At 68.1% G+C, this 23,914-nt stretch carries 25 protein-coding genes; 15 read left to right on the top strand and 10 right to left on the bottom strand.

The window, feature by feature from the left end; genetic code table 11:
* Positions 1 to 58 precede the first annotated feature (58 nt).
* The 4 genes from DAA40_RS13545 to DAA40_RS13530 all read left to right on the top strand — a co-directional run bounded on the left by DAA40_RS13545 (position 59) and on the right by DAA40_RS13530 (position 2,483).
* Positions 59 to 703 (top strand): bifunctional 2-polyprenyl-6-hydroxyphenol methylase/3-demethylubiquinol 3-O-methyltransferase UbiG, encoded by a 645-nt coding sequence (locus DAA40_RS13545; protein WP_106850282.1) that lies wholly within the window; start codon positions 59 to 61, stop codon positions 701 to 703.
* Between the two features lie 45 nt (positions 704 to 748).
* Positions 749 to 997, top strand: a complete 249-nt coding sequence (locus DAA40_RS13540; RefSeq protein WP_106850281.1) for a hypothetical protein — start codon at positions 749 to 751, stop codon at positions 995 to 997.
* Complete coding sequence (locus DAA40_RS13535) at positions 994 to 1,953, top strand: SRPBCC family protein (protein WP_106850280.1); 960 nt, start codon at positions 994 to 996, stop codon at positions 1,951 to 1,953. Before DAA40_RS13540 ends, DAA40_RS13535 begins: the two co-directional genes overlap by 4 nt.
* A 113-nt stretch (positions 1,954 to 2,066) precedes the next feature.
* Positions 2,067 to 2,483, top strand: a complete 417-nt coding sequence (locus tag DAA40_RS13530; RefSeq protein WP_199849783.1) for a M3 family metallopeptidase — start codon at positions 2,067 to 2,069, stop codon at positions 2,481 to 2,483.
* Here DAA40_RS13530 and DAA40_RS13525 read toward each other — a convergent pair.
* Complete coding sequence (locus tag DAA40_RS13525) at positions 2,457 to 3,056, bottom strand: TetR/AcrR family transcriptional regulator (RefSeq protein WP_106850279.1); 600 nt, start codon at positions 3,054 to 3,056, stop codon at positions 2,457 to 2,459. The two genes, DAA40_RS13530 and DAA40_RS13525, sit on opposite strands and share 27 nt — an antisense overlap.
* 96 nt (positions 3,057 to 3,152) lie before the next feature.
* Here DAA40_RS13525 and DAA40_RS13520 point away from each other — a divergent pair, with 96 nt between their 5' ends.
* The gene (locus DAA40_RS13520) at positions 3,153 to 4,205 is read left to right on the top strand and encodes a hypothetical protein (RefSeq protein WP_106850278.1); all 1,053 of its coding nucleotides are present in this window, start codon (positions 3,153 to 3,155) and stop codon (positions 4,203 to 4,205) included.
* A gap of 220 nt (positions 4,206 to 4,425) precedes the next feature.
* On the opposite strand, the gene DAA40_RS13515 is transcribed toward DAA40_RS13520, so the two are convergent.
* Entirely contained in the window at positions 4,426 to 5,280 is an 855-nt protein-coding gene (locus DAA40_RS13515; protein ID WP_106850277.1) for a maleylpyruvate isomerase family mycothiol-dependent enzyme, read from the bottom strand.
* 134 nt (positions 5,281 to 5,414) lie between these two features.
* Between DAA40_RS13515 and DAA40_RS13510 the strand changes: the two genes are divergently transcribed.
* From DAA40_RS13510 to DAA40_RS13500, 3 genes are all read left to right on the top strand, one after another.
* Complete coding sequence (locus DAA40_RS13510; RefSeq protein ID WP_106850276.1) at positions 5,415 to 6,176, top strand: enoyl-CoA hydratase family protein; 762 nt, start codon at positions 5,415 to 5,417, stop codon at positions 6,174 to 6,176.
* A gap of 122 nt (positions 6,177 to 6,298) precedes the next feature.
* Positions 6,299 to 7,171: a polysaccharide deacetylase family protein gene (locus DAA40_RS13505; RefSeq protein ID WP_106850275.1), complete on the top strand. Its 873-nt coding sequence runs from the start codon at positions 6,299 to 6,301 to the stop codon at positions 7,169 to 7,171.
* On the top strand, positions 7,168 to 8,223 hold the full coding sequence (locus tag DAA40_RS13500) for an AbrB family transcriptional regulator (RefSeq protein ID WP_106850274.1): 1,056 nt from the start codon (positions 7,168 to 7,170) through the stop codon (positions 8,221 to 8,223). The genes DAA40_RS13505 and DAA40_RS13500 overlap by 4 nt, the downstream gene beginning before the upstream one ends.
* A 10-nt stretch (positions 8,224 to 8,233) precedes the next feature.
* On the opposite strand, the gene DAA40_RS13495 is transcribed toward DAA40_RS13500, so the two are convergent.
* Positions 8,234 to 9,688: a hypothetical protein gene (locus DAA40_RS13495; protein WP_106850273.1), complete on the bottom strand. Its 1,455-nt coding sequence runs from the start codon at positions 9,686 to 9,688 to the stop codon at positions 8,234 to 8,236.
* Between the two features lie 181 nt (positions 9,689 to 9,869).
* Here DAA40_RS13495 and DAA40_RS13490 point away from each other — a divergent pair, with 181 nt between their 5' ends.
* Complete coding sequence (locus DAA40_RS13490; protein WP_106850272.1) at positions 9,870 to 11,477, top strand: AMP-binding protein; 1,608 nt, start codon at positions 9,870 to 9,872, stop codon at positions 11,475 to 11,477.
* 31 nt (positions 11,478 to 11,508) lie between these two features.
* Here the strand turns inward: DAA40_RS13490 and DAA40_RS13485 are convergent, their stop codons facing one another.
* The 5 genes from DAA40_RS13485 to DAA40_RS13465 all read right to left on the bottom strand — a co-directional run bounded on the left by DAA40_RS13485 (position 11,509) and on the right by DAA40_RS13465 (position 15,046).
* Positions 11,509 to 12,336 carry a crotonase/enoyl-CoA hydratase family protein gene (locus tag DAA40_RS13485; RefSeq protein ID WP_106850271.1) on the bottom strand — a complete coding sequence of 276 codons (828 nt, stop codon included), beginning with the start codon at positions 12,334 to 12,336 and terminating at the stop codon, positions 11,509 to 11,511.
* A gap of 40 nt (positions 12,337 to 12,376) precedes the next feature.
* The gene (gene deoC / locus DAA40_RS13480; protein ID WP_106850270.1) at positions 12,377 to 13,039 is read right to left on the bottom strand and encodes a deoxyribose-phosphate aldolase; all 663 of its coding nucleotides are present in this window, start codon (positions 13,037 to 13,039) and stop codon (positions 12,377 to 12,379) included.
* 32 nt (positions 13,040 to 13,071) lie between these two features.
* Complete coding sequence (locus tag DAA40_RS13475; RefSeq protein WP_106850269.1) at positions 13,072 to 13,527, bottom strand: MarR family winged helix-turn-helix transcriptional regulator; 456 nt, start codon at positions 13,525 to 13,527, stop codon at positions 13,072 to 13,074.
* Entirely contained in the window at positions 13,508 to 14,134 is a 627-nt protein-coding gene (locus DAA40_RS13470; protein ID WP_106850268.1) for a DJ-1/PfpI family protein, read from the bottom strand. The genes DAA40_RS13475 and DAA40_RS13470 overlap by 20 nt, the downstream gene beginning before the upstream one ends.
* A gap of 150 nt (positions 14,135 to 14,284) precedes the next feature.
* Entirely contained in the window at positions 14,285 to 15,046 is a 762-nt protein-coding gene (locus DAA40_RS13465) for an SDR family NAD(P)-dependent oxidoreductase (protein WP_106850267.1), read from the bottom strand.
* Positions 15,047 to 15,328: 282 nt separating this feature from the next.
* Here DAA40_RS13465 and DAA40_RS13460 point away from each other — a divergent pair, with 282 nt between their 5' ends.
* A complete protein-coding gene (locus DAA40_RS13460; RefSeq protein ID WP_106850266.1) occupies positions 15,329 to 15,748 on the top strand; it encodes a DUF5709 domain-containing protein in 420 nt (139 codons plus the stop codon).
* Between the two features lie 71 nt (positions 15,749 to 15,819).
* The gene (locus tag DAA40_RS13455) at positions 15,820 to 17,277 is read left to right on the top strand and encodes a lipase maturation factor family protein (RefSeq protein ID WP_106850265.1); all 1,458 of its coding nucleotides are present in this window, start codon (positions 15,820 to 15,822) and stop codon (positions 17,275 to 17,277) included.
* 139 nt (positions 17,278 to 17,416) lie between these two features.
* Here DAA40_RS13455 and DAA40_RS13450 read toward each other — a convergent pair whose 3' ends face one another.
* Together DAA40_RS13450 and DAA40_RS13445 are read right to left on the bottom strand one after the other, a co-directional pair.
* Complete coding sequence (locus tag DAA40_RS13450) at positions 17,417 to 18,082, bottom strand: TrkA family potassium uptake protein (protein ID WP_106850264.1); 666 nt, start codon at positions 18,080 to 18,082, stop codon at positions 17,417 to 17,419.
* Complete coding sequence (locus DAA40_RS13445; protein ID WP_106850263.1) at positions 18,075 to 19,436, bottom strand: TrkH family potassium uptake protein; 1,362 nt, start codon at positions 19,434 to 19,436, stop codon at positions 18,075 to 18,077. The genes DAA40_RS13450 and DAA40_RS13445 overlap by 8 nt, the downstream gene beginning before the upstream one ends.
* A 198-nt stretch (positions 19,437 to 19,634) precedes the next feature.
* Here DAA40_RS13445 and DAA40_RS13440 point away from each other — a divergent pair, with 198 nt between their 5' ends.
* The 4 genes from DAA40_RS13440 to DAA40_RS13425 all read left to right on the top strand — a co-directional run bounded on the left by DAA40_RS13440 (position 19,635) and on the right by DAA40_RS13425 (position 23,844).
* Positions 19,635 to 20,528, top strand: coding sequence for an HNH endonuclease (locus DAA40_RS13440; RefSeq protein ID WP_106850262.1), 894 nt, complete (start codon positions 19,635 to 19,637; stop codon positions 20,526 to 20,528).
* 9 nt (positions 20,529 to 20,537) lie between these two features.
* Positions 20,538 to 21,188, top strand: a complete 651-nt coding sequence (locus tag DAA40_RS13435) for a lysoplasmalogenase (protein ID WP_106850261.1) — start codon at positions 20,538 to 20,540, stop codon at positions 21,186 to 21,188.
* A 69-nt stretch (positions 21,189 to 21,257) separates the two neighbouring features.
* Positions 21,258 to 23,177: an HNH endonuclease signature motif containing protein gene (locus DAA40_RS13430; RefSeq protein WP_106850260.1), complete on the top strand. Its 1,920-nt coding sequence runs from the start codon at positions 21,258 to 21,260 to the stop codon at positions 23,175 to 23,177.
* A gap of 49 nt (positions 23,178 to 23,226) precedes the next feature.
* Entirely contained in the window at positions 23,227 to 23,844 is a 618-nt protein-coding gene (locus tag DAA40_RS13425; RefSeq protein WP_106850259.1) for an L-threonylcarbamoyladenylate synthase, read from the top strand.
* Positions 23,845 to 23,914: the final 70 nt, after the last annotated feature.

The raw sequence follows: 23,914 nt of genomic DNA, 5'->3' as shown, positions 1-23,914 counted from the left end.
ACCGCATCCGCATGTGGTGAGCGTGCCTCGATCATGACCTCCGACAGGGACACGAGCGATGCCCGATCAGTACTGGAACCACAACACGCACTATCACTCGTGGGTTCTCGATCGCGCCCGCGAGCACCGTGGTGATGCGTTGGACGTCGGCTGTGGCGACGGACTGCTCGTCGAGCGACTGGCCCTGGTGTGCGACCACGTCACCGGGATCGACACCGATCCACACGCCGTGCAGCTAGCGACCGACCGTACGGCGCGGCTACCGAACGTCGACATCGAGCTGGCCGGACTGGGCTCGATGCGAGGGCGGCAGTTCGACTTCGTCAGCATGGTCGCCGTCCTGCATCATCTCCCGCTGCGTGAAGGGCTGATGCTCGCGCGCGACCTGGTGGCGCCCGGCGGAGGGCTGGCGATCGTCGGCCTGACCCGAACGGCGGGCGGGCTCGACTGGCTGTTCGCGCTCGTCCAGGCGCCGGTCGCCCACCTCCTCGGGCGGCTTCGCGGCAAGACCGACTACGACGGCATGGCCGCCACCGATCCCGCACACACGCTCGCCGAGTTGCGCGACGTCGTCGATGAGGTACTCCCGGGAGCGCGGATCAGGCGTGCCCTGCTGTGGCGCTACCTGCTCACCTGGCGCCGTCCACCCGATTCTGGAACCAATCCTTCGCCAGACGTTGGATCCGTTCCACGATCGGCTTAGCAACCTGGGTTGCGAGTGGCCGTTTAGCAATGTAGGTTGCTAACCGTGCGCTCGCCCGACATCGCCGTCACCGCGGCCGACACCTCGAATCCACGCGCAGGGCTGCGCGCTGTCGCCACCCTGCGCACACTCGCCGACGCGCTCGAGCTGCGTCAGGTCGAGTCGGCCCTGCGCGCCGGGCTGAGCTGGCAAGAGGTCGCCGACGCGCTCGGCGTCACTCGTCAGGCGGTGCACAAGAAGTACGCCAAGCGGATCGACCCGTCGATCGACGTACCCCGGAGGAACCGAGCATGAGCAAGTGGAGTGACGCGATGAGCACCGGCATGGTCGTCTCCGCCGCCGCGTCCGATGAGGCGGCCCGAGCAGGCAGCCCAGAGATGGACATCGATCACCTGCTCGTGGCACTGGCCATGTCCGGCGGCCCCGCGGGCGCCATCCTTCGCAGACACGGCGTCTCGCTCGACTCCGTCCGGGCTGCAATCACTGCGGTGCGTGATCGCGAGCTGAGCACGCTGGGCATCACGGCTACGGAGACCGGGCCAATGCCGCAGCGGCCACTCGGCGATGTGAACCTCGACTGGTCGCGCCGCGCCCAGGAAGTGCTGTCCGGCACCGGCGGTGAGTACGACGGCACCGGCCTGTTGCGCTCGCTGCTGGCCGAGCCGTCGGGCACCATCGCGCAGATCCTGCGCGAGCTGAACGTCGACCCTGACGCCGTACGCGCCGACATCGACTCCGCCAAGACCCAGGGGCTCGGCACCGACGTCCGCTACGAGCACCGGGGGCGTCACCTGCCGACCGCGGCCGAAGGATTCGCGCCTGCACCGGTCGAACAGGTCTGGGAGCTGGTCAGCGATCCGCTGCGACTGCCTGAGTGGGACTCGGCGGTGCAGGCGATCAGCCCGGCAGGGCCGGGCAAGTGGATCGGGCGGCAGGATCGAAGGAAGCTACGTGGCGGGATCGTCGAGGGGCACCAGCAGATGCAGATCCGGGTTCTGGCGAGCGAGGCCGACACGCACCGCGTGATCTACGAACGCACCTGGCCGAGCCGTCGGCGCTCCGGAGACCACCGCGTCACGGTCGAGCTCGAGCCAGTCAAGGACGGCACTCGCGTGATCGTGCACTCGTCAGTGCGACTGGCCTCCGGCGTACGCCGCCTGCTGCAGGTCTTCTTCACCCCACTGGGCCGGTTCATGATCAGCGCGCAGGCGGCGCACCTGGCGAGTGGGATCACGCGCCGATTCCGCTGACCTCGGGCCGATTTCGGAACGAATCCCTCGCCAGGCGGTGGATAGGTTCCAAGATCAGGGCTAAGACTTGGGGAAATGCCCGGGCTCGCGGCCGCCTCCGGGCGGCCCGGCGTATGAACCGGTCGACGCCGGGACGTGGGACGCCGACGTGGCGTCGTACGACGTATCTGACCGCGAGCGGGGAGCACGTCGGGCGCATCCATCTCGACCTGCATCCCCGCGACGGCAAGTTCAAGCACGCGGCCCAGTTCAGCATGGTCGAAGTGATCGAGAGCCAGCAATTACCCGAAGGCGTGCTCGCCTGCAACTTCAGCCGCGGGCTGATGGAGCACTACGTGTGGTCGCTGGTGATCGCCAAAGACATGTCCAGCGCGTTCGACCGCGACGACCTGTTCACACCGACCGTCGCTACTCGGTACCGCGACCGCGTGCTCGCTCCGGGCGGCACGAAGGACGCCGCTGATCTGGTCGCCGACTTGCTCAGCCGGCCGTACTCCTTCGACTCATTCGCCGCCTGGCTCGCCGAGTAGCCCAGACAGCAACGCCTCGATCGCCGCGATGTAGTCGTCGAGTTCGAGGTCGAGCCGTACGCCGCTCTGGATGACGTAGCCCTGCGCCAACCCGAGCATTGCCGGCGTCACGAGGGCCGCCCGGCGCTTCGCTTCGGCCGTCGGCACCCCCTGCCGCTCGAACCACGTGACGAGGTAGCTCGAGATCCCCGCGTCGACCCGAGCGATCGCCTGGTGCGCGACGTCTTTGAGTTCGCCGCTCGACACGGTCGAGGCGAACAGCTGCAGGAGGATCGGCGCGGGCATCCCGCGCAGCAGCTCGGCGAGGACAGTTGCCGGCGCCGGCAGCGGATCACGGCCAGCGACCTCGTCGAGCACCGCCAGACGATTGCCCAGCACCGAGTGGGCGACGGCCACCGTCAGCTCTTTCTTTCCCGGGTAGTAGCCGTAGATAGCGCCGGCGCTCAGGCCCGATTCTTTGATGATGTCGGCCATCGTCAAAGCGACCAGGCCGGTGCGCTCGATGCACGCGATCACGGCCGCGTCGATACGGGCACGTTGGGCGGAGCGATGCTCCTCGCTGACCTTGGGCATGTCGCCTACGTTACAAAACGAACGTTCTTTTTGTCAACTCCAATCCTCGCGCTCACTATTGCGAATGAACATTCGTTTTCTTTCTTGGAGGCTCGCATGACCGCAACCGCCGATGTCGCCGAGGCCGCGGCACCGCAGAAGCTCCACACCATGCCCACCGCGCCAAGCTGGAAGCACGCCGTCGGGGCGATCCTGGCCGCGACCACCGTGGTCACCCTCGTGCTGCTGGCCTTCGCCTGGCCGACCTACACCTCGAGCGTGAAGGACATGCCGATCGCGATCGCCGGCGCGCCGCAGGCCGTCGAGGCGTTTGAGCAGCAATTCACCGCCGGCGGCGAACAGGCCGCCGAGGCAATCGACCCGCAGCAGTACGCCGACCGAGCCGCAGCCGTCGAGGCGATCGACAAGCGCGAGGTGTACGGCGCGATCGTGCTGCCGAGCGCACCGGGCGAGGGCATCGAGGTGCTGACCACTTCGGCCGGTTCCGCGGCTGCCTCGCAGCTGCTCACCCAGGTCGCGGCGAACCTGACCGCCGCGCAGCAGGCCCAGGGCGTGGCCGAGCCGGTCAAGGTCACCGACGTCGTACCGCTCGCTGCCAGCGACGCTCGCGGCGCGGGCCTCACGCTCACCGGACTCCCGATGGCGATGGGCGGAATGATCGGTGGCGTCCTCATCTCACTTTTGGCCAGCGGCTGGCGGCAGCGGCTGTCGGCCGTCGTGGGGTACGCCGTACTCGGCGGGCTCGCGCTGACCGGCCTCCTGCACTCGTGGTTCGGCTGGCTCGGCGGCGACTTCACCACCGTCTGGGCCGCGATCTCACTCACCTTGGCCGCAACCGCTTCCGCAATCGTCGGGCTCCAGTCGATGGTCGGGCAGGCCGGTATCGCCATCGGCGCGGTCCTCACGATGTTCATCGGCAATCCGCTCGCCTCACTCGCGACACCCAAAGAATGGTTGCCGGGGGCATGGGGTGAGATCGGACAGTACTTCGTGCCGGGCGCCTCAGGGTCGCTGCTGCGATCGGTGTCGTACTTCCCGAACGCGTCTGTGACGCACGAGTGGGTGACGCTGAGCTGCTGGTTCGTCGTCGGTGTCGCGCTGCTGCTGATCGGCCATCACCGTAATGACCACGGCGTGCTCGACGAGTGACCTATCACTTCGGCGCACCGTCATCGAAGGCTTCCTCGGCGACGGAGCCTCCTCGTCCCTACGCTTCGACGCACAGGCCAAGGGGCTGGCGAGTTCGCCCGCGCCCGGCACATCCCGGTCCCCTCGGCACTCCTGGCCTGACCTCCGTCGGATGCGGTGGCCTTACCCCGCTAATCGCCAGATAGCGTGGTGGAAGCCACCGCATCCACATTGAGCGGGGTCAGGACCGGGGGAACTGGCCGGGCTTGCGGCCGCCTCCGGGCGGCCCGGCGAAAGCCTGTGCAACGTCGAGGAACTCCTCGGCCAGCGGACCCTCCGCCTCGAGCGAGGTGTCGGCGCGGTGCCGGCGCTGGGTGACCAGCAGCGCCATGTCGAGCGCCGTGCCGCGGATGACGTTCACATCGCCCACCGCCGCGGGGACGGCGCCCATCGAGCCGAGCCCGGCCGCCTGCGGGTTGTTCGCGGGCCGTGCACCGAGCACCAGCGGCTTGCCCGAGGGCAGCGTGAGCTCGAAGCGGACCTCGCCCTCCGGAACCTCCATACCGCGGTTGGCGTAGGCGAACGGGCGGGCCTTGTAACCGATGAAGACGACGTGCGCGATGCGGTCGCTCGGCTCGCGCTCGATGCCGAGGCCGTCGGCGACGTCCTGCCCGTGGGCCCAGGTCTCCATGATCCGGGCGGTGCAGGCCGACGCGACCGACATCGGCGGGCCGTACCAGGGGTAGCGGCCCTTCGGGTCAGCGCCCAGCATCGCGTCGTACATCGGCTGCCGGCCGGCCTTCCACTTCGCCCACAGCTCGGACGACGGCAGTGCCACCAACGGCTCGGCGACCACGTTGACGTAGTTGGGGTCGGCGGCTCGCTCGGTGAGCGTGGCAGTGAAAGCGTCCGGGTCCGTGATCGCCTGGGTGACGGCGCCGTCGAAATACGTCAGGTGCGCGACCTGGTCCTGCACCTTCCAGCCCTCGGCCGGGGTGTCGGTCTGCCACGCGGCCTCGTCCACTTGGGCAAGGACCGCATCGAGCGACTCCTGCTCCGCCTGCAGATCGGCTACCAAGGACTCGATATCGGCCATCGGGCACTCCCATTTCGAAGTTGACAGTGGTATCAACTTATCTAGACATGGACGATTTCGGAATGCCCAGGTGTGGATCCCGGGAAGATCCAGGGAGATATCGTCGCCGCAGTCCGCCACGAAGGAGCTACGTCATGACCGAGTTGGTCCACCTCGACATCGCCGACGGCGTCGGCACCATCACCCTCGACTCGCAGGAGAACCGCAACGCGCTCTCGGCCCAGCTGATGGACGAGCTGCTCACCCACCTGAAGACGTGCGGCGAGTCGGACGACGTCCGCGCGATCGTGCTGACCAACGCCGGCAAGGTGTTCTGTGCGGGGGCAGACCTCAAGACCGCGACCAGCGGAGGCGGCATGAACACCGGCGACATGATGGTCGAGATGCTGCGCACCATCGCCGCCCTGCCCAAGCCGGTCGTGGTGCTCGCGCGTGGCCCGGTGCGCGCCGGTGGCCTCGGCATCGTCGGAGCGGCGGACATCGCGATCGTCGGCGAGGACCAGACGTTCGCCTTCACCGAGGCCCGCCTCGGCCTCACGCCGGCGATCATCTCGCTGACCACACTGCCGCGGATGGATCAGCGCCTGGCCAGCCGCTGGTATCTCACCGGGGAGACCTTCGACGGCAAGGCGGCCGAGAGTGCCGGCCTGGTCAGCCGCGCCGTCCCGGCCGATCAGCTGGACGCCGTCCTGAAGGAGACTCTCGACGGGCTGCTGCAGGCATCGCCGCAGGGCCTGGCGAAGACTAAGGAGCTGCTCGGGCGCGATCTCGTGCGGCACATCGACGAGAACGGCACCGACATGGTGACCCTGTCCGAGGGGCTGTTCGCCTCCGACGAGGCCCGCGAGGGCATGCTCGCCTTCCGAGAGAAGCGCAAGCCCTCCTGGCAGCAGTAGCCGCGGCGCGCTCCCCAGCCCTGCGGGTCGGCGAGTTAATGGGGTACTTCAAGCCAGGTGAGGCTCGCGGCCCTGGCCAGGCGGCAGCAGGCCGCCACCGGACCACCTGAGAAGGTGAACCCATGAGATGTGACCGCAGGGGATTTCTGATGATCGGTGGGCTGGCGCTGGCCGGCTGCACCGCACGGGCCACGGGCGGCCGGTCCGATTCGTCCAGCGCCGTGCCGCCGTCTGCGTCATCGCAGCCCGCTCCGGCGTCCTCGCCCGCTCCCACGTCGAGCGCACCGCCGGTGCCGACCCGCGAGGAGATCGTCGCGCAGCTCGGTTCCCAGACACCCGTCGAGTGGGGTCTGGAGGTCCCCGGCGTCGTCCAGCGCTCCACCTCGCCCCAGGTCGCCCTCACGCTCGACGCCTGCGGCGGTCCCTCCGGCTCAGCGGTCGATCAGCAGCTCATCGACCTGCTCCGGACGTCGCAGACGCCCGCAACGCTATTCCTGAACGCCCGGTGGATCGATGCCAACCCAGCGCTGACCGAGCAGCTGATCGCCGAGGACCTGTTCTGCATCGCCAACCACGGAACCCAGCATGTGCCGCTGTCGGCGAACGGGCGGGCGGCGTACGGCATCCCCGGGACCGCCTCGATCGGGGCGGCGTACGACGAGGTGATGGGCAACCAGCACAAGCTCACGGCGCTGATGGGTGAGCCACCGCGGTTCTTCCGGCCGGGCACGGCTCACTTCGACGAGGTCTGCGCGGCGATGGTTCGCGCGCTCGGGCTGCTGCCGGTGAACTTCGACATCAACGCCGACAACGGCGCTCCCGCCTCGACGTCCGCGGTGGTGGCAGCGATGGACGGCGCGGTCCCTGGTTCGATCTGCATCGGTCATTTCAACCAGCCCGCCGGGTCGACCTTCGAGGGGCTGGCACAGGCGATTCCCCGGTTGCGGTCCGCCGGTCTTACCTTCGCGCGGTTGGACGAGATGACGCTGTCGTGACGGCACGGCGGGAGGTCCTGCTGCCGTGGGGTGTCGCGGTGCTGGCCACCGCACTGACCGGCTGGCTGCTGTGGCTGCTCGACGTGCCCTCTCCGATGCTGTTCGCCGGTCTGGTGGGCGGCGGCGTCCTCGCGCTCTGGCTGGAACGGCCCCCGCAGCTCGGCCGGGTGGCGAGCAGGTCGGCCCAGGCCGTCATCGGCACCACCATCGGAGCCACCATCACGCTCTCGGCGCTGCGGGGGCTGGCCGAGGACTGGCAGCCGGCAGTGATCGTGACGGTCGCGACCCTGGCGCTGAGCATCGCCGGGGGCTTCGCGCTGGCGATGTGGGGAGGGATCGGCCGGCTCACCGGCGTCCTCGCGATGATCGCCGGCGGGGCGTCGACGCTGACCGCGATCGCCCGTGATCTCGGCGGCGACGAGCGCATCATCGCGGTCATCCAGTACCTGCGCGTGCTGCTGATCCTCATCACCTTGCCCGCGATCGCGCTGATCGTCTTCAGCGCGAGCAGCGGACCGAGCGCCGACGAGCCGCCGACCGAGCTGTGGAGCGACGTCCTCTTCCTCGTCATCAGCGTGACAGTGGGCTCGTTCATCGGCTGGCTGGTGCCGATCGCGACCTTCTTCCTGCTCGGCCCGATGATCATCGCCGCAGCCATCGCGATTAGTGGGGTGCTCGGTGCGGTGCAGGTACCGCCGTTGGTGGTCGCTGCCTGCTTCCTGGTGCTGGGCCTGCAGGTGGGGCTGCGGTTCACGCGCGAAAGCCTCCGCACGATCGCCCGGCTGCTGCCGGGCGCCGCGCTGATGACCGCCCTGGTGATCGCCGGCAGCGGCCTGCTCGGGTGGGCGTTGGCTGCTGTCACGGGGATCGACGGGTTGACGGCCTATCTCGCCACCACACCCGGTGGGCTGCCCGCCGTCCTCGCCATCGCCGCTGACTCCAGCGCCGATGCCACCTATGTCTTCGCCGTGCAGATGGCGCGGTTGCTGATGGTCCTCGCGCTCGCACCACTGCTGTCGCGCTGGCTCGCCCACGAGCCGGACGCGGATTGACCCGCCCTGATCAGGACTTGGTGCGGCCGATCCCCAGGACGACGGCGATGCCGAGCGCGGAGCGCGGATCGTAGGGTCCGCGCCACAACCCGCCGTGCACCGCCTTGTCGGCTTCCTCCCGCCACGGTTCGCGAAGCGGCTTCTTGGCCGCATAGAGGTCGTGCACCATCAGCGCCGCCATCAGGGTGTTGCTGGTGGACGGCGCGAACACCTCGACACCGAAGCGGTGCGCACCGGTGTACGCCGCCGCGAGCGCCCGGTTCTTCAGCACCGACCGGGTGCGGGTCGGCGGCGCGACGAGCATCGAGACGTCGAAGCCCTCCCGCCGCGCGACCGTCGCCCGCCAGCGCTGCAGTCGCTTCGCCAGAAGGTAGTTCGGGCCCTGCTGCATCACCATCGAGTCGTTCAGCCCAGGATCAGAACCCGGGGCATAGTTGCGTTTCAGCAGCCGCCCGCCGCTGACGAAGCGGGCCGCCGGCCGCAGCACCTTCGCCAGCTTGCCAGCCTTGTAGGCCTTCTCGCTGTACTCGACCGCCTCCCGCGGTACGCCGAACACGTCGGTCGGGGTCGCGAGGAAGGCGAGCGAGAGGTCGTCCGGGCGCTGTTTCATCAGCCACGCGGTGAGCGCGTCGACACCGGCGGTCAGCCGCAGGTTTACCACCCCGTCGGCGTAGACGTAGTTGCCCAGTACGATCGGACCCTCGATCGAAGCGATCCAGCGCGCCACCGTCGGCAGATCGTGCAGCAGGTCGGCGCCGGCCCGGTCCTCGATCGGACCTTCGGAGCCGACGGGGACGAGCAGGGTGCCGGCGCTCTCCTTGGCCAGATCGACCGTCGTGCGCCAGATGTCCCGCTTGGGAAGGTCGACCGCGGCGACCGTCGCGCCCCAGCGCAGCAGCGAACGCAGCGGACCCATCTCGGACGCCGCTCCGAGCACCACCATGGTCCGGCCCGGCATCGCGAGCCACTCGGGGTGCTCGATCACCTCGCGGACGGCGTCCGCGGCACTCGGCTCCATCGCCCCGCCGGCCACCCACGCGTCGAGCTGCCTGCGTAGGTCGTCACCGCCGAGCCGCCGTCCGCGGTAGGGGATGGTCAGCTCGCGCTCGGGCTCTCCTCGGCCATGGACCACGGACGTCGACAGATGCGTGGCCGGCTCGATGTCCAGCGCCTCCCGCAGCGGACGCTCGGTGTCGCCGTCGATGAACCTCAGGTGATCGTGGACCGCATCGAGGCCGCGCCGAGCGATGCGGACGGCGTCGTCCTCCCCGATCAACCCCGCCTCGACCAGCCGCCGGAAGTGATCGCCGTAGCGCCGCCGCCAGTCGGTCTCCCGCGCGGCGGCCTGCGCACCGACCGTATCGGTGCCGGCGAAGGCCGCGCCGACGACGCCGCGACCGACCGCGGTGCTGGAGCGCTTGCCCTCGACCAGCGGTACCACGACACCCGTTGGATCATCAGCCATCACTGCCTCCCTGAGCCGCCTGTCGAGGTTGCTTCAGCCTAGTGCCCGCCGCGTGAGGTGGCACCTGCTCGCCAGAGGGCAGCATGCGCTCGGCAGGAGGGCAGCATCCCGTACGGCAGCGGGGCGGCATCGCCGATCGGCAAGGTTGCTCTCGGGCGGCAGTTCCGCTACTCGTGGAGATATGAGCGTTCTTTCGCGCCTGCAGGGCGTGGCCATCAGTGACCCCGAGGGTGCCGCGATCGTCTTTCCCGTCCGGAACGGGTTGGCGAGCATGTCGCGCCGTGAGCTGATCGAAGGCGTTCTCAGACTGCGGCGTGAGCTGCACGAGCGCGGCTTCGGCCGCGGCGACTGCGCGGCAGTCTGGTTGCCCAACTGGCCCAGCGCACTGATCTGGCAGCTCGCGGTCGGTTCGCTGGGCGGGCACGTGATCGGCATTAACACCCGCTACAACGTCCATGAGGTCACGCACGTGCTGACCCTCGCCCGGCCCAGGGTCGTGTCGATCGCCCATGACTTCGTGGGGCTGGACCTTCTCGGTCGGCTCCGCGAGGCGGCATCGCACGCCCGGGAGAGCGAGGGGTGGCAGCCACCCCAGGTGGTTCCGGCGTCCGCACCGGGCGAGGATCCCCCGGAGGACGTCGCCGGTTACTACATCGGCGGCGGGAGCTGGGTGTGGGGTCCGGCGTCGCCCTTGGGCCTCGACGAGCTGCCCGAGCCGGACGACGAACTGTACGTCGCGTTCACGACGTCCGGCTCCACCGGGCTTCCGAAGCTGGCGGCGCACCGCCAGGCGGGCACGCTCGAGCAGCTGCTGGCGACAGGCTGGGCGATCGGCGCCGGACCGTCGTCGAGACTACTTGCCGCGCTGCCGTTCTCGGGCACCTTCGGCTTCGTCGCGGCCTTCGGGATGCTGCTCGCCGGCGGCTCGATCGTGCTGCAACCGTCGTTCAAGGCGCAGGAGGCGATGCGGCTGGTCAGCGAGGAGGGCATCACCCACGTCGCGTTCGGTGACGACATGCTCGGGCAGGTCATCGAGCTCGCGCAGGCGCAGAACGCTGATATGTCTGCGTTGCAGTGGGTAGGTATCGCGGACTTCCAAGGCGGCGCGCGGCGGCTCGCCGAATGGCTCGAGGAGCATGCGGGCACCCATGTCACCGGACTGTACGGCTCCTCGGAGACCTTCGCGCTGCTCACGACGTCCGGTCACAAGGTTCCTGCGCCGGATCGGTGGCTGCCTGGCGGCACCCTCACGCCGTCTGGGCTGGAGTACCGGATCGCCGATGGCGAGCGGGTCATCACCGACGGCTCGGAGGGTGAGATCCAGTTCCGCGGCCCGCAGGCGGTGGACGCCTACCTCGGTCAGCCCGAGAAGATGGCTGAGAACTACACTTCCGACGGATGGTTCCGCAGCGGTGACTTGGGCCGCGCCCTCGACGAACGCAGCTTCCGCTATGTGTGCAGAGCCTCAGAAGCCCTGCGGCTCAAGGGATTTCTGGTAGAGCCCGACGAGATCGCCACCCACATCGCCACGCATCCCGCGGTCGAGATCGCGAAGGTCGTCGGCGTACGCCGAGACGCCGGCGATGAGGCGGTGGGATTCGTGACGTTGCGCGACGGGCAGCAGGTCGACGGCGATGCCCTCATCTCCTATTGCGCCGATGCGCTGGCGAAGTACAAGGTGCCGACCGCGGTCTACGTCATCGACGAGATGCCGGTGACGGCCGGCACCAACGGTGTGAAGATCCGCGCCCGCGTGCTGCAGGAGTGGGCGGCCGACCGTCTCGGCTAGCCCTGGTACGAAATTCCCTTGGTGGCAGAGTCTAGCCGTCGTAGCTCTGGAACTTCGGGGCGCGCTTCTCGAGGTTGGCGGCGACCGCCTCGCTCTGGTTGGGCGAGCCGATCAGCGAGCGGATGGCGGTCTGCTCGGCGGCGAAGCCCTCCTCGAGGGGAACCCGGCCGGACATCTCCATGAGCTCCTTGGCGCGGCGTACGGCGTGCGGCGACTTGGAGGCGATCTCCTTGGCGAGCGCCATCGCGTCGTCGTACGGGTTATCGGAGGTGCGGGTGGCCAGGCCGATCTCGGCGGCCTCGGTGCCGCTGATGACCTTGCCGGTGTAGACGAGCTCCTTGGCGAGGTCGCGGCGTACCAGTCCGGCGATCATCTGGGTTCCGGTCATGTCAGGGACCAGGCCCCACTTCATCTCCATCAGCGACATCTGCGTCTCGGGATGCACGATACGGATGTCGGCGCCCATCGCGACCTGGCAGCCGCCGCCGAAGGCGAAGCCGTGCACCGCAGCGATGACCGGGACCGGCAGCCAGGTCCAGACGTAGGGGGTCTGCTGCGCCATGACCTTGGCCGGGCCGAGCGGATCGCGGTCGTCGCCGAGCCGCTGGACGCCGTCCTTCATCGACTTGAAACGGGAGAAGTCCAGGCCGGAGCAGAACGCGCGGCCCTCGCCGCTGATGACGACGGCGCGCACCTCGTTGTTGGCTGCGATCTCCTTGCCGACGGTGATCAGCGCCTCGAACATCGCGTCGTCGAGGGCGTTCATCTTGTCGGCACGCACCATCCGGACGTCGGCGACGCCGTCGTCGGTGATCGTGTACTGAACTCGGTCTTCGGTGCGGATCTGTTCGTCAGTCATGCCCTCATTATGACTGACCTGTCACCTTTGAAGGCAGGCCCTACGCGGGAGCGCCGTCCAGCACAGCGGCGGTGCCGGAAAGCCCGAGCCGGGTCGCCCCGGCGTCCACCATGGCGACCGCGGTGTCGTAGTCACGGATGCCGCCGGATGCCTTGATTCCCAGGCGATCGCCGACCGTCTGCTTCATGATCTCGACCGCGTGCACGCTCGCGCCGCCGTCGGGATGGAAGCCCGTAGAGGTCTTCACGAAGTCGGCTCCGGCGGCTTCGGCGGCCTGGCACGCGGCCACGATCTCGCCGTCGGTGAGCGCCGCGGACTCGATGATCACCTTCAGCACCGCGCCGGGGATCGCCTCTCGAACCGCGCGGATGTCGGCCTCGACAGCCTTTGTGTCGCCGGCCTTCAGCATGCCGATGTCGATGACCATGTCGACCTCGGCTGCCCCGTCGCGCACGGCCTTGGCCGCCTCTTCGGCCTTGATGGCGCTGTGGTGCTTGCCGGAGGGGAACCCGCAGACCGTGGCCACCAGGACCTCGCCCAGCGGGGTCTGGATCGGCAGCATGGACGGCGAGACGCACACCGAGTAGACGCCGAGCTCGCGGGCTTGCTCGACCAGGGCGGCGACGTCCGACGGGGTGGCATCGGTCTTCAGCAGCGTGTGATCGACGAGGCGGGCGAGCTCGGAACGGCTGAGGTCAGACATGGGGGCCATTCTCCCAGACGGGCACGCCACGGTTAGCCTCTAGCCGATCGCGACGCCTCGATCACCCGGCGGATCAGATCAGCGAGGCACGCCAGGTCCGCGAGGCCGATCTCGGTCCCGACGGCGTCCGCCCATCGGTGCTGCTCGGCCGCCATCGCCCGCACCGCGGCGATCCCGCGGTCGGTCGCGGCAAGCAGCTTCGCGCGCCGATGATGCGGGTTCTCCGCCCAGGTCGCCCACTCGTGGGTCACGAGGTCGTCAGCGACCCGCTGGACACTCTGCCGCGCCAGGCCCAGACCGACCCGTCTCGCGATCTCGGCGACGGGCAGCGGCTCGTCGATCACGGCGCCGAGCACCTGCCACCTCGCCGGCGTCAGGTCGTGCGGACGCGTGATCACCTCGGCGGCCGCGAGGAACTCACCGTTGAGCTCGAAGGCCGGCAGCACCAGCCTCGTCAGCGCGTCCCCCTCAGGAGTTCGCGAAGGCATCGTGCGCCGCCATCATCTGCTCGTAGGCCTCCAGTGTTCCGGTCGTGTAGAGCGCCTCCCACGCGTCGGCGTACGCCGGGGGCAACAGGCCGCTGACCTTGAAGACCTCCGCCGAGAAGGCCACCGCGCGGACGCCGGATCCAGTCGTGATCCCCTGGTCGGTCACCACCGCCGCGGTGTCCTCGTAGCGGTCACCGCCGCCGTACCCACTTTGCTCGAGGAAGACCCGCGCATTGCTGGTGTGCCGGCGATCATCGAGCAGTCCAGCGCGGGCGAGCGCGAAGGTTCCGCCGCAGATTGCGGCCACCGGCGTCCCGGCGTCGACCATCCGGCGGACCGTGTCGAGCAACCGCTCATGGCCATCGAAGTAGGTGTCGGCCCCCGGGATGACCAAGCAGGCGGTAGTCGCCGGATCAAGGTCGGCCAGATCGACGTCGGGTCGGATCGGGAGCCCGCCGAGCGAGCGGACCTCGCCGGTCCCGTCGCCGACGACGCGTAGCCGGAACCGTCCCGGCTTCACCGACTCAGCGCGAGTGAGCTCGGCAGTGATATGGGCGTACTCCCAGTCCGCCATCGTTTCCGTGGCGTACAGCGCGATGTCCTGCATGACCCCTCCTATGACAGTGTACTGTCGAACAGGTCGAGGATGGCATCTTCGACAGGGTGCTGTCAATAAACTGGCGTGAAGGGGCATGCCGTCGCGTCGGTGAGTCCTGGCTCGCTACCGATGAAACGAGTCCTGGCTCGATCCCGACCGCTAGAAGATGCTGTAACCGCCGTCGATGACGGTCTGGGTGCCGGTCTGGTAGGCAGAGGCGTCGCTGGCGAGGTAGACGGCGATGCCGCCGAAGTCTTCCGGGTTGCCCCAGCGGCGAGCCGGGACGCGGGGCATGACGGCCTTCTCGAACGGACCCGAGGCTTGCAGACCCTCCGTCATGTCGGTGCGGATCCAGCCAGGCAGCACCGAGTTGACGCGGATGCCGTAGCGGGCGAGCTCGACGGCGGCCGCCTTCGTGAGCGAGACCAGGCCGGCTTTCGAGGCGCCGTAGGCATAGTTGGTCGGCGTCGCATCGAGTGCAGCGAGGCTGGCGATGGTGATGATTGAGCCGCCGTTGCCGAGCTCTCGCATCTGGTTGGAGGCCTGCTGGATGGTCCACATCGCGCCGTCGAGGTTGATGTCGAGGACCTGGTGGAACTTCTCCTCGTCGACGTCCTCGATCTTGGTGCGGCCGGCACCGACGCCCGCGTTCACGACGACGGTGTCGAGACCGCCAAGCTGTGCGACGGCTGCGGCGAAGGCGTCGCTGACCGCCTGACGGTCGGAGACGTCAACCTGCTGCGTGATGAAGCTGCACTCGGGGTTCGCCGCGGCGGCCTCGTCGAGCTTCTCCTTGCGGCGTCCCCAGATCGAGACCTTCGCGCCGGCCTGCGCCAGGTACTGCGCCATCGCCAGGCCGATGCCGGTGCCGCCGCCGGTCACGACGGCCTTCTTGCCGGTCAGGTCGAAGGGGTTGCTCATGGGAGGCTCCTCAGCGGATCGCGGGCTGACTGCACCCGACAGTAGTACGCAGCACTAAGGATTCCTAGGGGTGGGCGAACGCCAGTCGGGTGCCTGCGCACCAGACAGGTCGCGCGGCTCATGCTCGAAGACCATCAGCAGCCCTCGCGGATTACGGCGCGGATCCCGCCGCGGACGATGTCGTAGGCAGATCGTAGGGCTCGGCAACGGCTGTGCGTGGGCCAGCCCCGAGGATACTGACAATGGGCTCTGGGTCTTGGTGGCCCGACTAGGATTGAAGTCATGAGCAGCGACAGTGAGCAGTATGGCGACTACAGCGTCGATGACGACGATCAGCTACAGCCTGAGGACACCCTGATCGACCGAGGGGTCGACGACGCGCTCGATGAGGGCTACGTGCCTCCGGACCGTTGGTCTCCCGCGCAGGGCTACGGAAACACCGCCAACGAGGAGGCCCGCGGCGAATCGCTCGACCAGCGCCTGAAGCAGGAGGAGCCGGACTTCGATCCGAGCAAGGACGTCTGGAACGACGACGATCTGGACGACGGTCAGGTAGGAGATCGGCGGTCGGGCCGACTGATAGCTCCCGACGAGGGCAGTGGACACGACGACGAGAGCGCCGCGATCGCCTCTGACATGGGGATCGACGGCGGAGCGGCCAGCGCTGAAGAGGCCGCGATGCACATCGTCGACGAGGACTGATCGCCGTTCGCCCGACAATGGGCGTCGACGTCTCCGGTGCCGCTGACGCAGCGTAGGGGGTCACCACCGTGATGAGCAACGGCGGCCTGGCCGCGGGATGGGACTGGATTCTTGTCCCAGAGGCGTGGCTGGGTCGCGCCGTCCTCGAGCATGGTGTCGCGCTGCTGCTGCTCGTGACCCTGATTAGCACCATCTTCCAGTTCCCGGGCCTGCTAGGAAAGCGCGGCCTGATGCCCATCACTGCATTTCTGCAGCGGACCCGCTTCTGGGACCGACCGGGCGTCTTCCTGTTCCGCTACTACAGCGATCGCCAGTTCCTCGCGATCTGCTGGGTGGGCGTCGCCCTCTCCGCCGTCACTGCCGTTGGTATCACCGCGTCCCTGCCCGCCTGGGCCCACATGCTCGTGTGGACGGCGATGTGGGTCATCTACCTCTCGATCGTCAACGTCGGGCAGCGCTGGTACGGATTCCTCTGGGAGATGCTGCTGTGCGAGGTACTGTTCATCTGCATCTTCATCGGACCTCGGGACCAGACGCCGACGTGGCTGGTGGTGGCCGCGCTGATCTGGCTGCTGATCCGCGTCGAGCTGGGCGCCGGGCTGATCAAGATGCGCGGCGGCAAGGAGTGGCGCGACCTGACCGCGCTGGACTACCACCACGAGACACAGCCGATGCCCGGCCCGCTCTCGTGGCACTTCCACCATCTGCCGAAGGTGCTGCACCGGGTCGAGACCGGCGCCAACCACGTCGTCCAGCTGTTCGTGCCCTTCCTGCTGCTCGCTCCGCAACCGATCCGGTCGTACGCCGCCCTGCTGATGGCAGCCACCCAAGCGTGGTTGGTGCTCTCGGGGAACTTCGCCTGGGTCAACCTGCTGACGATCGCGCTGTGCCTCTCGCTGGTGGCGGACACCGCGGTCGGGCTCGACGGTCTCCGCCCGGACCTCACCGCGCCGTCCACGTGGGTCGTGTGGGTGCAGATCGCCTTTGCTGTGGCGATGCTGCTGCTGGCATGGAAGCCGCTCGGCAACCTCTTCTCGCCCAACCAGAAGATGAACGCGCGCTACAACCCGCTGCTGATCGGGTCGTCGTACGGCGCGTTCGGGACGATCGGCAAGCAGCGTCGCGAGCTCGTGATCGAGGGATGCGCCGACCGGGGCGAGCCTTGGCTCGAGTACGAGTTCTACGGCAAGCCCGGCGATGTGCAGAAGCGGCCGCCACAGGTCGCGCCGTACCACCTGCGGCTCGGTTGGCAGCTCTGGTTCGCGGCGCTGTCGCCGCATTTCCGCGGTCCGTGGCTGGACCGGCTGCTGCACCGTCTGCTCGAGGACGAGCCGGCCGTGACGCGAATGTGCCGGGTGAATCCCTTCCCGGACGCTGCGCCGCGCTACCTGCGCGTGATGCTGTACGACTACCGCTACTCGACGCGTGCTGAACGCCGCGCGACCGGCGAGTGGTGGGTCCGCTCGAACGCCCGCGAGATCATGCCACCTCGTCGGCTGCGCGGTGCGGACGAGCACGCTCGCATCTAGATCGTGTCGCGACTCTCGTTCGCGGAAGAATGTCGCCTTCCCGGTTGGTCCGTTCTGCGATCATCGAAGGGTAAGTGCACGCTCGACGAGCGGGTGAATCGCCTGGCGTACACGCAGAACCGCCTTGATAACAAGGAACCTAATCGAGGTTGCTGAAGGCCTCGACCTTTCGCCGATCGCCCGAGATGATGATGATGTCCTCGAGCTCGAGCACCGTCTCGTTGGTAGCGTAGGTAAAGGGCTGGCCGATGCGCTTGACGCCGACGACGGTGACCCCAAACCTCTGTCGGATGTCGGATTCACCGAGCGGTACGCCGAGCGCCACGGTCGGCGGACGCATCTTGATCAGCGCATAGCCGTCATCGAACTCGATGTAGTCGAGCTGCCGTCCGCCGATGAGGTGCGCGACGCGCTTGCCCATATCGGCCTCGGGGCGGACGATATTCTTCACGTCCAGCTGCCGCAGGATACGGGCGTGTGCCTCGGTCATCGCTTTCGCCCAGATCTCCTGGACACCGAAGCCGCGCACCATGGACGTCGCCAGGATGCTCGACTCGAGATGGGTACCGATCGCGATGACGGCGCGCTCGAACTCATGGACGCCGAGCTGGCGCATCGCCTCTTCGTCGGTGGCGTCGGCCTGAACGACGTGCGTGAGCTCGCCGACCAGCGGCTGCACGTTCTTCATCATCGCATCGATGCCGAGCACCTCGGTCCCGTTGCGTTCGAGCTCCAGCGCCAGCGAGCTGCCGAATCGGCCCAGCCCGATGACAACGACCTGGGCGGCGGGGTTCTTTCTAGCCAATGAGCGGCCTCTCCTCGGGGTATTCGTACTTGCGGGTGTGCTCGCGCATCGCCAGCGCGGAGACGAGAGTGACCGGGCCCAGTCGCCCGACGAACATCAGGGCGACGAGAACGAGCTGCGCCGCCTCAGGGAGTGTCGGTGTCACATTGGCGGACAGCCCGACGGTGCCCAGGGCGGAGATGACCTCGGTGAGCACGAGGCTCAACCGGTGGTCGGTCATCCACATCAGCAGAGTCGCGCCGCCGACCATGCCGGCGACGGCGAGCAGGGCGACAGTCAGCGCCTGGCGGATTACCCGGGGGTCGATGCGGCGGCGGAAGATCGTCACGGACTGCTCGCCGCGCGCCTCGGCGACGATCACGAACAGCAGTAGCGCGAAGGTGGTGACCTTGATGCCGCCCGCTGTACCGGCCGAGCCGCCGCCGATGAACATCAAGACGTCGGTGCCCAGCAGCGTCTCGTCACTCATCGCGCCGACGTCCAGGCTGTTGAAGCCAGCGGTGCGGGGTTGGACGGCGTGAAAGAAGCTCGCCAGCAGCCTGCCCGGGACGTCGAGCGCTCCGAGCGTCTTGCTGTTGCCCCACTCGGACACCGCCATGAAGACCCACCCGCCGATTAGCAGGATGCCGGTCATCAGGACCGTCAGCTTCGTGTGCAGGCTCCAGCGAACCGGGCCACGGAGTCGCCGGCGTAGCTCACGGAGCACGGGGAAGCCGATACCGCCGAAGATGATCGCCGCACAGATCGGCAGGCAGATGTAGGGGTCAGTCACGAAACCCATCATGTTGTCGCTGAACAGCGCGAAACCCGCGTTGTTGAAGGCCGAGATCGCGTGGAACAAGCCCAGGTAGGCAGCGTCGCCGAACGCCTCGCCGTACCCCAGCCAGAAGCGCAGGGTGAGGATCAACGCGACGCTGACCTCGAAGAACACGGTCGCCTTCAACACGCCTGTGAGCAGGCCTCGGACGTCGCCGATTCCGGCGGCCTTCGTCTCGGTCGCCGCCATCAGCCGTCCGCGCAGCCCCAATCGTTTCGCGACAAGCAGGCCGAGCAACGAGGCCATCGTCATGAGGCCGAAGCCGCCGATCTGGATCAGTGCGAGGATCACGACCTGTCCGAATCCGGACCAGTAGGTGGGGGTGTCGACGACGACGAGGCCGGTCACGCAGGTCGCGCTGGTCGCGGTGAAGAGCGCCTCGCCGGGTGAGGCCGCACCCGGGCCTTGCTTCGCCATCGGGAGCATCAGCAGAAGCGTGCCGATCAAGATCGTCACGGCAAAGGCCGCTGCGACGACCTGCGCGGGATGTCGGAATAGTCTGCGCCGTTTGGCGACAGTCTGGTCTACGGTGAACACCCGGCCCCTCACGCGCCCGGTCGCGGAGTGCGACCAACCGCGCTAACGCTACGCTCACGCGCCACCCCCGCGCGAGGGATTGTTCTGTTACCGACGTCGCTGTACGACGCACCGAATGCCATCGACCACGCGTTCCGGCGGGAACGCGTCGGCTGGTCGTTACTTTCCTCCAGCCAGCCGAGCTGATAGTAGATAGACATGACGCTGCATGACGAGACGGTTCGGACACTCGTCATGACGGCGATCGGCGATTTGGCGACCTCCCACGGTGGATGGGTGACTCGCGCCGAGCTGAGTGCCCTTCAGCTTGCGGACGGGACCACGCGCAGGGCAATCGATCAGAGCCGTGGCATCTGGAACCCACGAGATCTCGATGCGACCCTTTCCGTGCTTTCCTCGCCATCTGGTCCGTACGCGGACGAGCAGATCGCCGACGGTCTCTATCGATACTCCTATCGGGAGGGCGGCCCCGGCGGCGACAACCGCAAACTGGTGCGGGCGTACGAGCTGCAGGTGCCGATCATCCTGCTGCTGTGGCTGGAGCCAGGGAAGTTCGCCCCGGTGTTTCCTTGCTACGTGACCGACAACGCGCCGGAGGAACGCGCGGTTTACATTGCTGCCGCCGATTCGCCTCCGCACGACCTGCTCGCCGCTGGCTCCAGTGTTCTGGAACGGCGCTGGGTGGAGCGGATGACGACACAACGCCTGCATCAGGCGGCCTTTCGCGGCAAGGTGCTGCTGGCCTACAGGTCTACCTGTGCGATCTGCAATCTGCAGCATCCCGAGTTCCTGGATGCGGCGCACATCATCGAGGACAAGAACGAACGGGGCGAGCCCGTCGTACCGAACGGACTCACACTCTGCAAGATCCACCACGCGGCCTACGACCGGCGATTCCTCGGGATCTCACCCGACTACCGCGTGCACATCGACCTGGATCTTCTCCGCGAGAAGGACGGACCGATGCTGCGTCATGGTCTGCAGGAGATGCACGGCAGCACCCTCACCCTTCCGCGAGCACGGCGCGACCATCCCGACCGAGACCGTCTTGAGCTTCGCTACCAGCGGTTCCTCGAGAGCCAGTCGTCCTAGGCTGACGGCGTGAGAAGCCAGCTGCCCAGGACCGCAGCCGGCGCGTACGTCGTCGACGTCGTCGTCCACCTCGTCGCGCAGCTCAGCGGTGCCGACGACCTGGCGCGCTGGACCCAGTGGGTCGCGATCCCGCTGCTGGCGTTCGCCGTGCTGGCGGCCCGCCCACCGATGACGCGTCTCATCACGCTGACGCTGGTGGCGCTGTTCTTCTCGTGGCTGGGCGACTTCCTGCCGCACTTCTTCGACGACGACACGTCGTTTCTAGTACTCGTCGGGTGCTTCATGCTCGCCCAGATCGCCTATATCGCGGCATTTCTGCCGCACTGGCGGGAGTCCTACCTGCGCTCTCTCCTGGTCCTGCCGTACGTCGTGCTCATCGGACTGCTTATCTACCTCTGTGCGCCGAAAGCGGGCAGTCTGCTGGTGCCGGTGCTGCTCTACGGACTGGCACTCGGCAGCATGGCGGTGCTTGCGAGCGGCGTCCATCTGCTCACGGCCGCCGGCGGCGCGCTGTTCCTCATCTCCGACGGGCTGATCGCGATCGGCGCCTTCCGTCCGGACATCGACATCCCGGCGTCCGGCTTCTGGGTCATGTCGACCTACCTGATCGGCCAAGGACTCATCGCCATGGGGGTACTGCGCCAAGCAAACCCTCGATGACCGGCTGCGAAAACTTGTCGGTGCGTGCTCGTACTGTTGTTCGTACAGGTGAGCGATGGGGGTAGGGCGATGACTGCGGTGGTGGATCAGTCCGTTGAGGAGCGGGCCGCGGAGGATCACAGTGGGCGGCGGCCGGACGACGCGCCGGAGCGGATCGACGTCTGCGTGCTGGGTGCGCAGATCGTCGCCGGCGCGGCGAAGGTGGCCTCGACGACTGCGGCGTGGGTGGAGATGGTCGGGGTGTTCGATGCCGCCAACGGCGCCGGGCAGCTGTGGATGGACTCCACCGCGCAGTGGCTGGCGTTCGCGTGCTCGATGAGCGCAGGCACTGCCCGCGAGCACGTACGGATCGCCCGCGCGCTGCGCCAGATGCCGATCGTGGCCGAGGCGTTCAGCGACGGCGTGCTGTCGTTCTCCAAGATCCGCGAATGCACCCGCCTGGTGGGGCAGATCGACGAGCACACCCTGGTCACGGTCGCGCGGGATTTCACCGCCGCCCAGCTCGAACGCGCCGTGCGCGGGTTCCGCGCCGGACGCAGCGAACGGCTGGTCGCCGAGGCCGAACGCAAGCTCACCCACCGCGAGCTGGCCGATGGCGGGGTGCAGACCCCCGCCGTACTACCGGCCGAGGAAGCCGCGATCGTGCTCAACGCCCTGGAAGTCGCCCGCGCCCGCTACCGCCAGCACGTCGAGGACACCGCTGAGGCGATGAGCAGCCAGCCGGACCTGCAGGCGCAGGACGATCCGAACATCGTGCCCCGCGAATGCTACGTATGGGAGGTCGAGGGCGATACCCGACGGCGAGTACCGCTCAAAGAGCTCGGCCAGAACACCGACGACACCGCCCCGCAAACCCCCTCCTACACCCGCGCCGACGCCCTGATCGATCTGGCCCGCGGATACCTCGACGCCGGACCAGCCGACGTCTCCGGCGAGGACCGCGACCTCGTCGTGGTCCACATCGACGCCCGCGACCCCCACCCGGTTGATCCACCCGCCGATCAAACGGCAACCGAGCAGCCCGCGGCTGGGCAGCCGACGACCGAGCAGACTGTGGCTGAGGGGCCAGCTGCCGATACGCGGTGTGCCAATGATCCGGCCCCCGCCGAGTCGGCGGTTGGCGTTCCCGCGGGAACGCCCACGGCCGATCCCGGCACCGGCACGGGCGCCGGGTCGGGGTTCGGCCCGGGCGCCGACAGGCAAGCGGCATCGCGGCCCGGGCGGCGGGTCGATCCCGCGGTCGATCCCGAGCGCGCGATCCGGCCCCGGGCAGGCTGGATCGAACAGACCGGCTGGATCCACCCCTCCACCGCCGCCCGGATCCTATGCACCGGCCAACACCAACGCGTCGTCATCGGCACCGACGGCCAGGTGCTGCACCTGGGCCGCACCCAACGCCTGGTCTCCCGCGCCCAACGCCGCGCCCTGATGGCCCGCGACCGCACCTGCCGCTTCCCCGGCTGCATACGCGCCACCCGGCTACACGCCCACCACATCCACTACTGGAGCCTCGGCGGACCCACCGACATCGAGAACCTCATCCTGCTGTGCCACCACCACCACGTCCTCGCCCACGCCGCCTCCATCACCATCACCAAACGCCGCGGCACCCCCGGCTGGCACTTCACCCGAATCGACGGCAGCACGATCACCGCCCAATCCCGCAACCACTACAGCCGACCCTCCCCCATCGACGACGACCCGCCCTGGCCGAGCAGAACCTCATACGCGAGCTCGCCGACGACGCCCGCGAGCTCGATCACGCCGAGACGGGCCGACGACGCGTCTCCGAGTACGACCCCGCCCCACCCCACCTGGCTGGGACCTCCCGAGCAGATGCAGACCATCCGCGAGCGCACCAGCTTCTACGACCACGACCACAACGTCTTCCCCCGATGGGCCGGCGAACGACTCACCGAAGGCGACTACTGGGAACTCCTCGAACCACGCGCCACCACACCCCGCACCAACCCCGAAGCCCGCTACTAACACGTTCCCGCGGGAACGCCCCGAGGCGCAGGGTGCATACTTTTCCCTCATGGCGACGTACATCGATATTCATCCGGTCGACCCGCAGCCGCGGCTGATCGAGAAGGCCGCAGCAGTCATCCGCGACGGTGGCCTGGTCGCCTATCCGACGGACTCCTGCTACGCGCTCGGCTGCTCGCTGGGTAACAAGGAGGCGCTGCAGCGGATCCGGGACATCCGAAAGCTCGACAGCAAGCACGACTTCACACTCGTCTGCCAGAACTTCTCGCAGATGGACCAGTACGTCATGTTCAACAACTCGCTGTTCCGGCTGCTGAAGAACACGACCCCTGGGCCGTACACCTTCATCATGCAGGCCAGCCATGAGACGCCCCGCGTCATGCAGAACCCCAAAAAGAAGACCGTCGGCGTCCGTATCCCCGACCACCGCGTTGCCCAGGCGCTCACCGAGGCGGTCGGGACGCCGATCGTCTCCAGCACGCTCCTGCTGCCGGACCGGGAGGACCCGCCGCTGCTGGGCTGGGACATCAAAGAGGAGCTCGATCACGTAATCGACACAGTGATCGAGGGCGAGTCCGGCTATACGCCGACCACCGTCGTCGACCTCACGTCCGGTGAACCCGAGGTGCTCCGCGTCGGCGCCGGCGACCCGACGCCCTTCGAGTAGCGCACCGGTCCGGGACGAGCCGCCGGGCGATTCGCACCGTCACCACCCGGTCGGACCGCCCGCTCGGCGT

The organism is Blastococcus sp. Marseille-P5729, assembly GCF_900292035.1.
In the GTDB taxonomy this organism is placed as follows: Bacteria; Actinomycetota; Actinomycetes; order Mycobacteriales; family Antricoccaceae; genus Cumulibacter.
The sequence above is the reverse complement of the archived record's forward strand: the minus strand, read 5'-3'. Positions and strand labels throughout refer to the sequence as shown.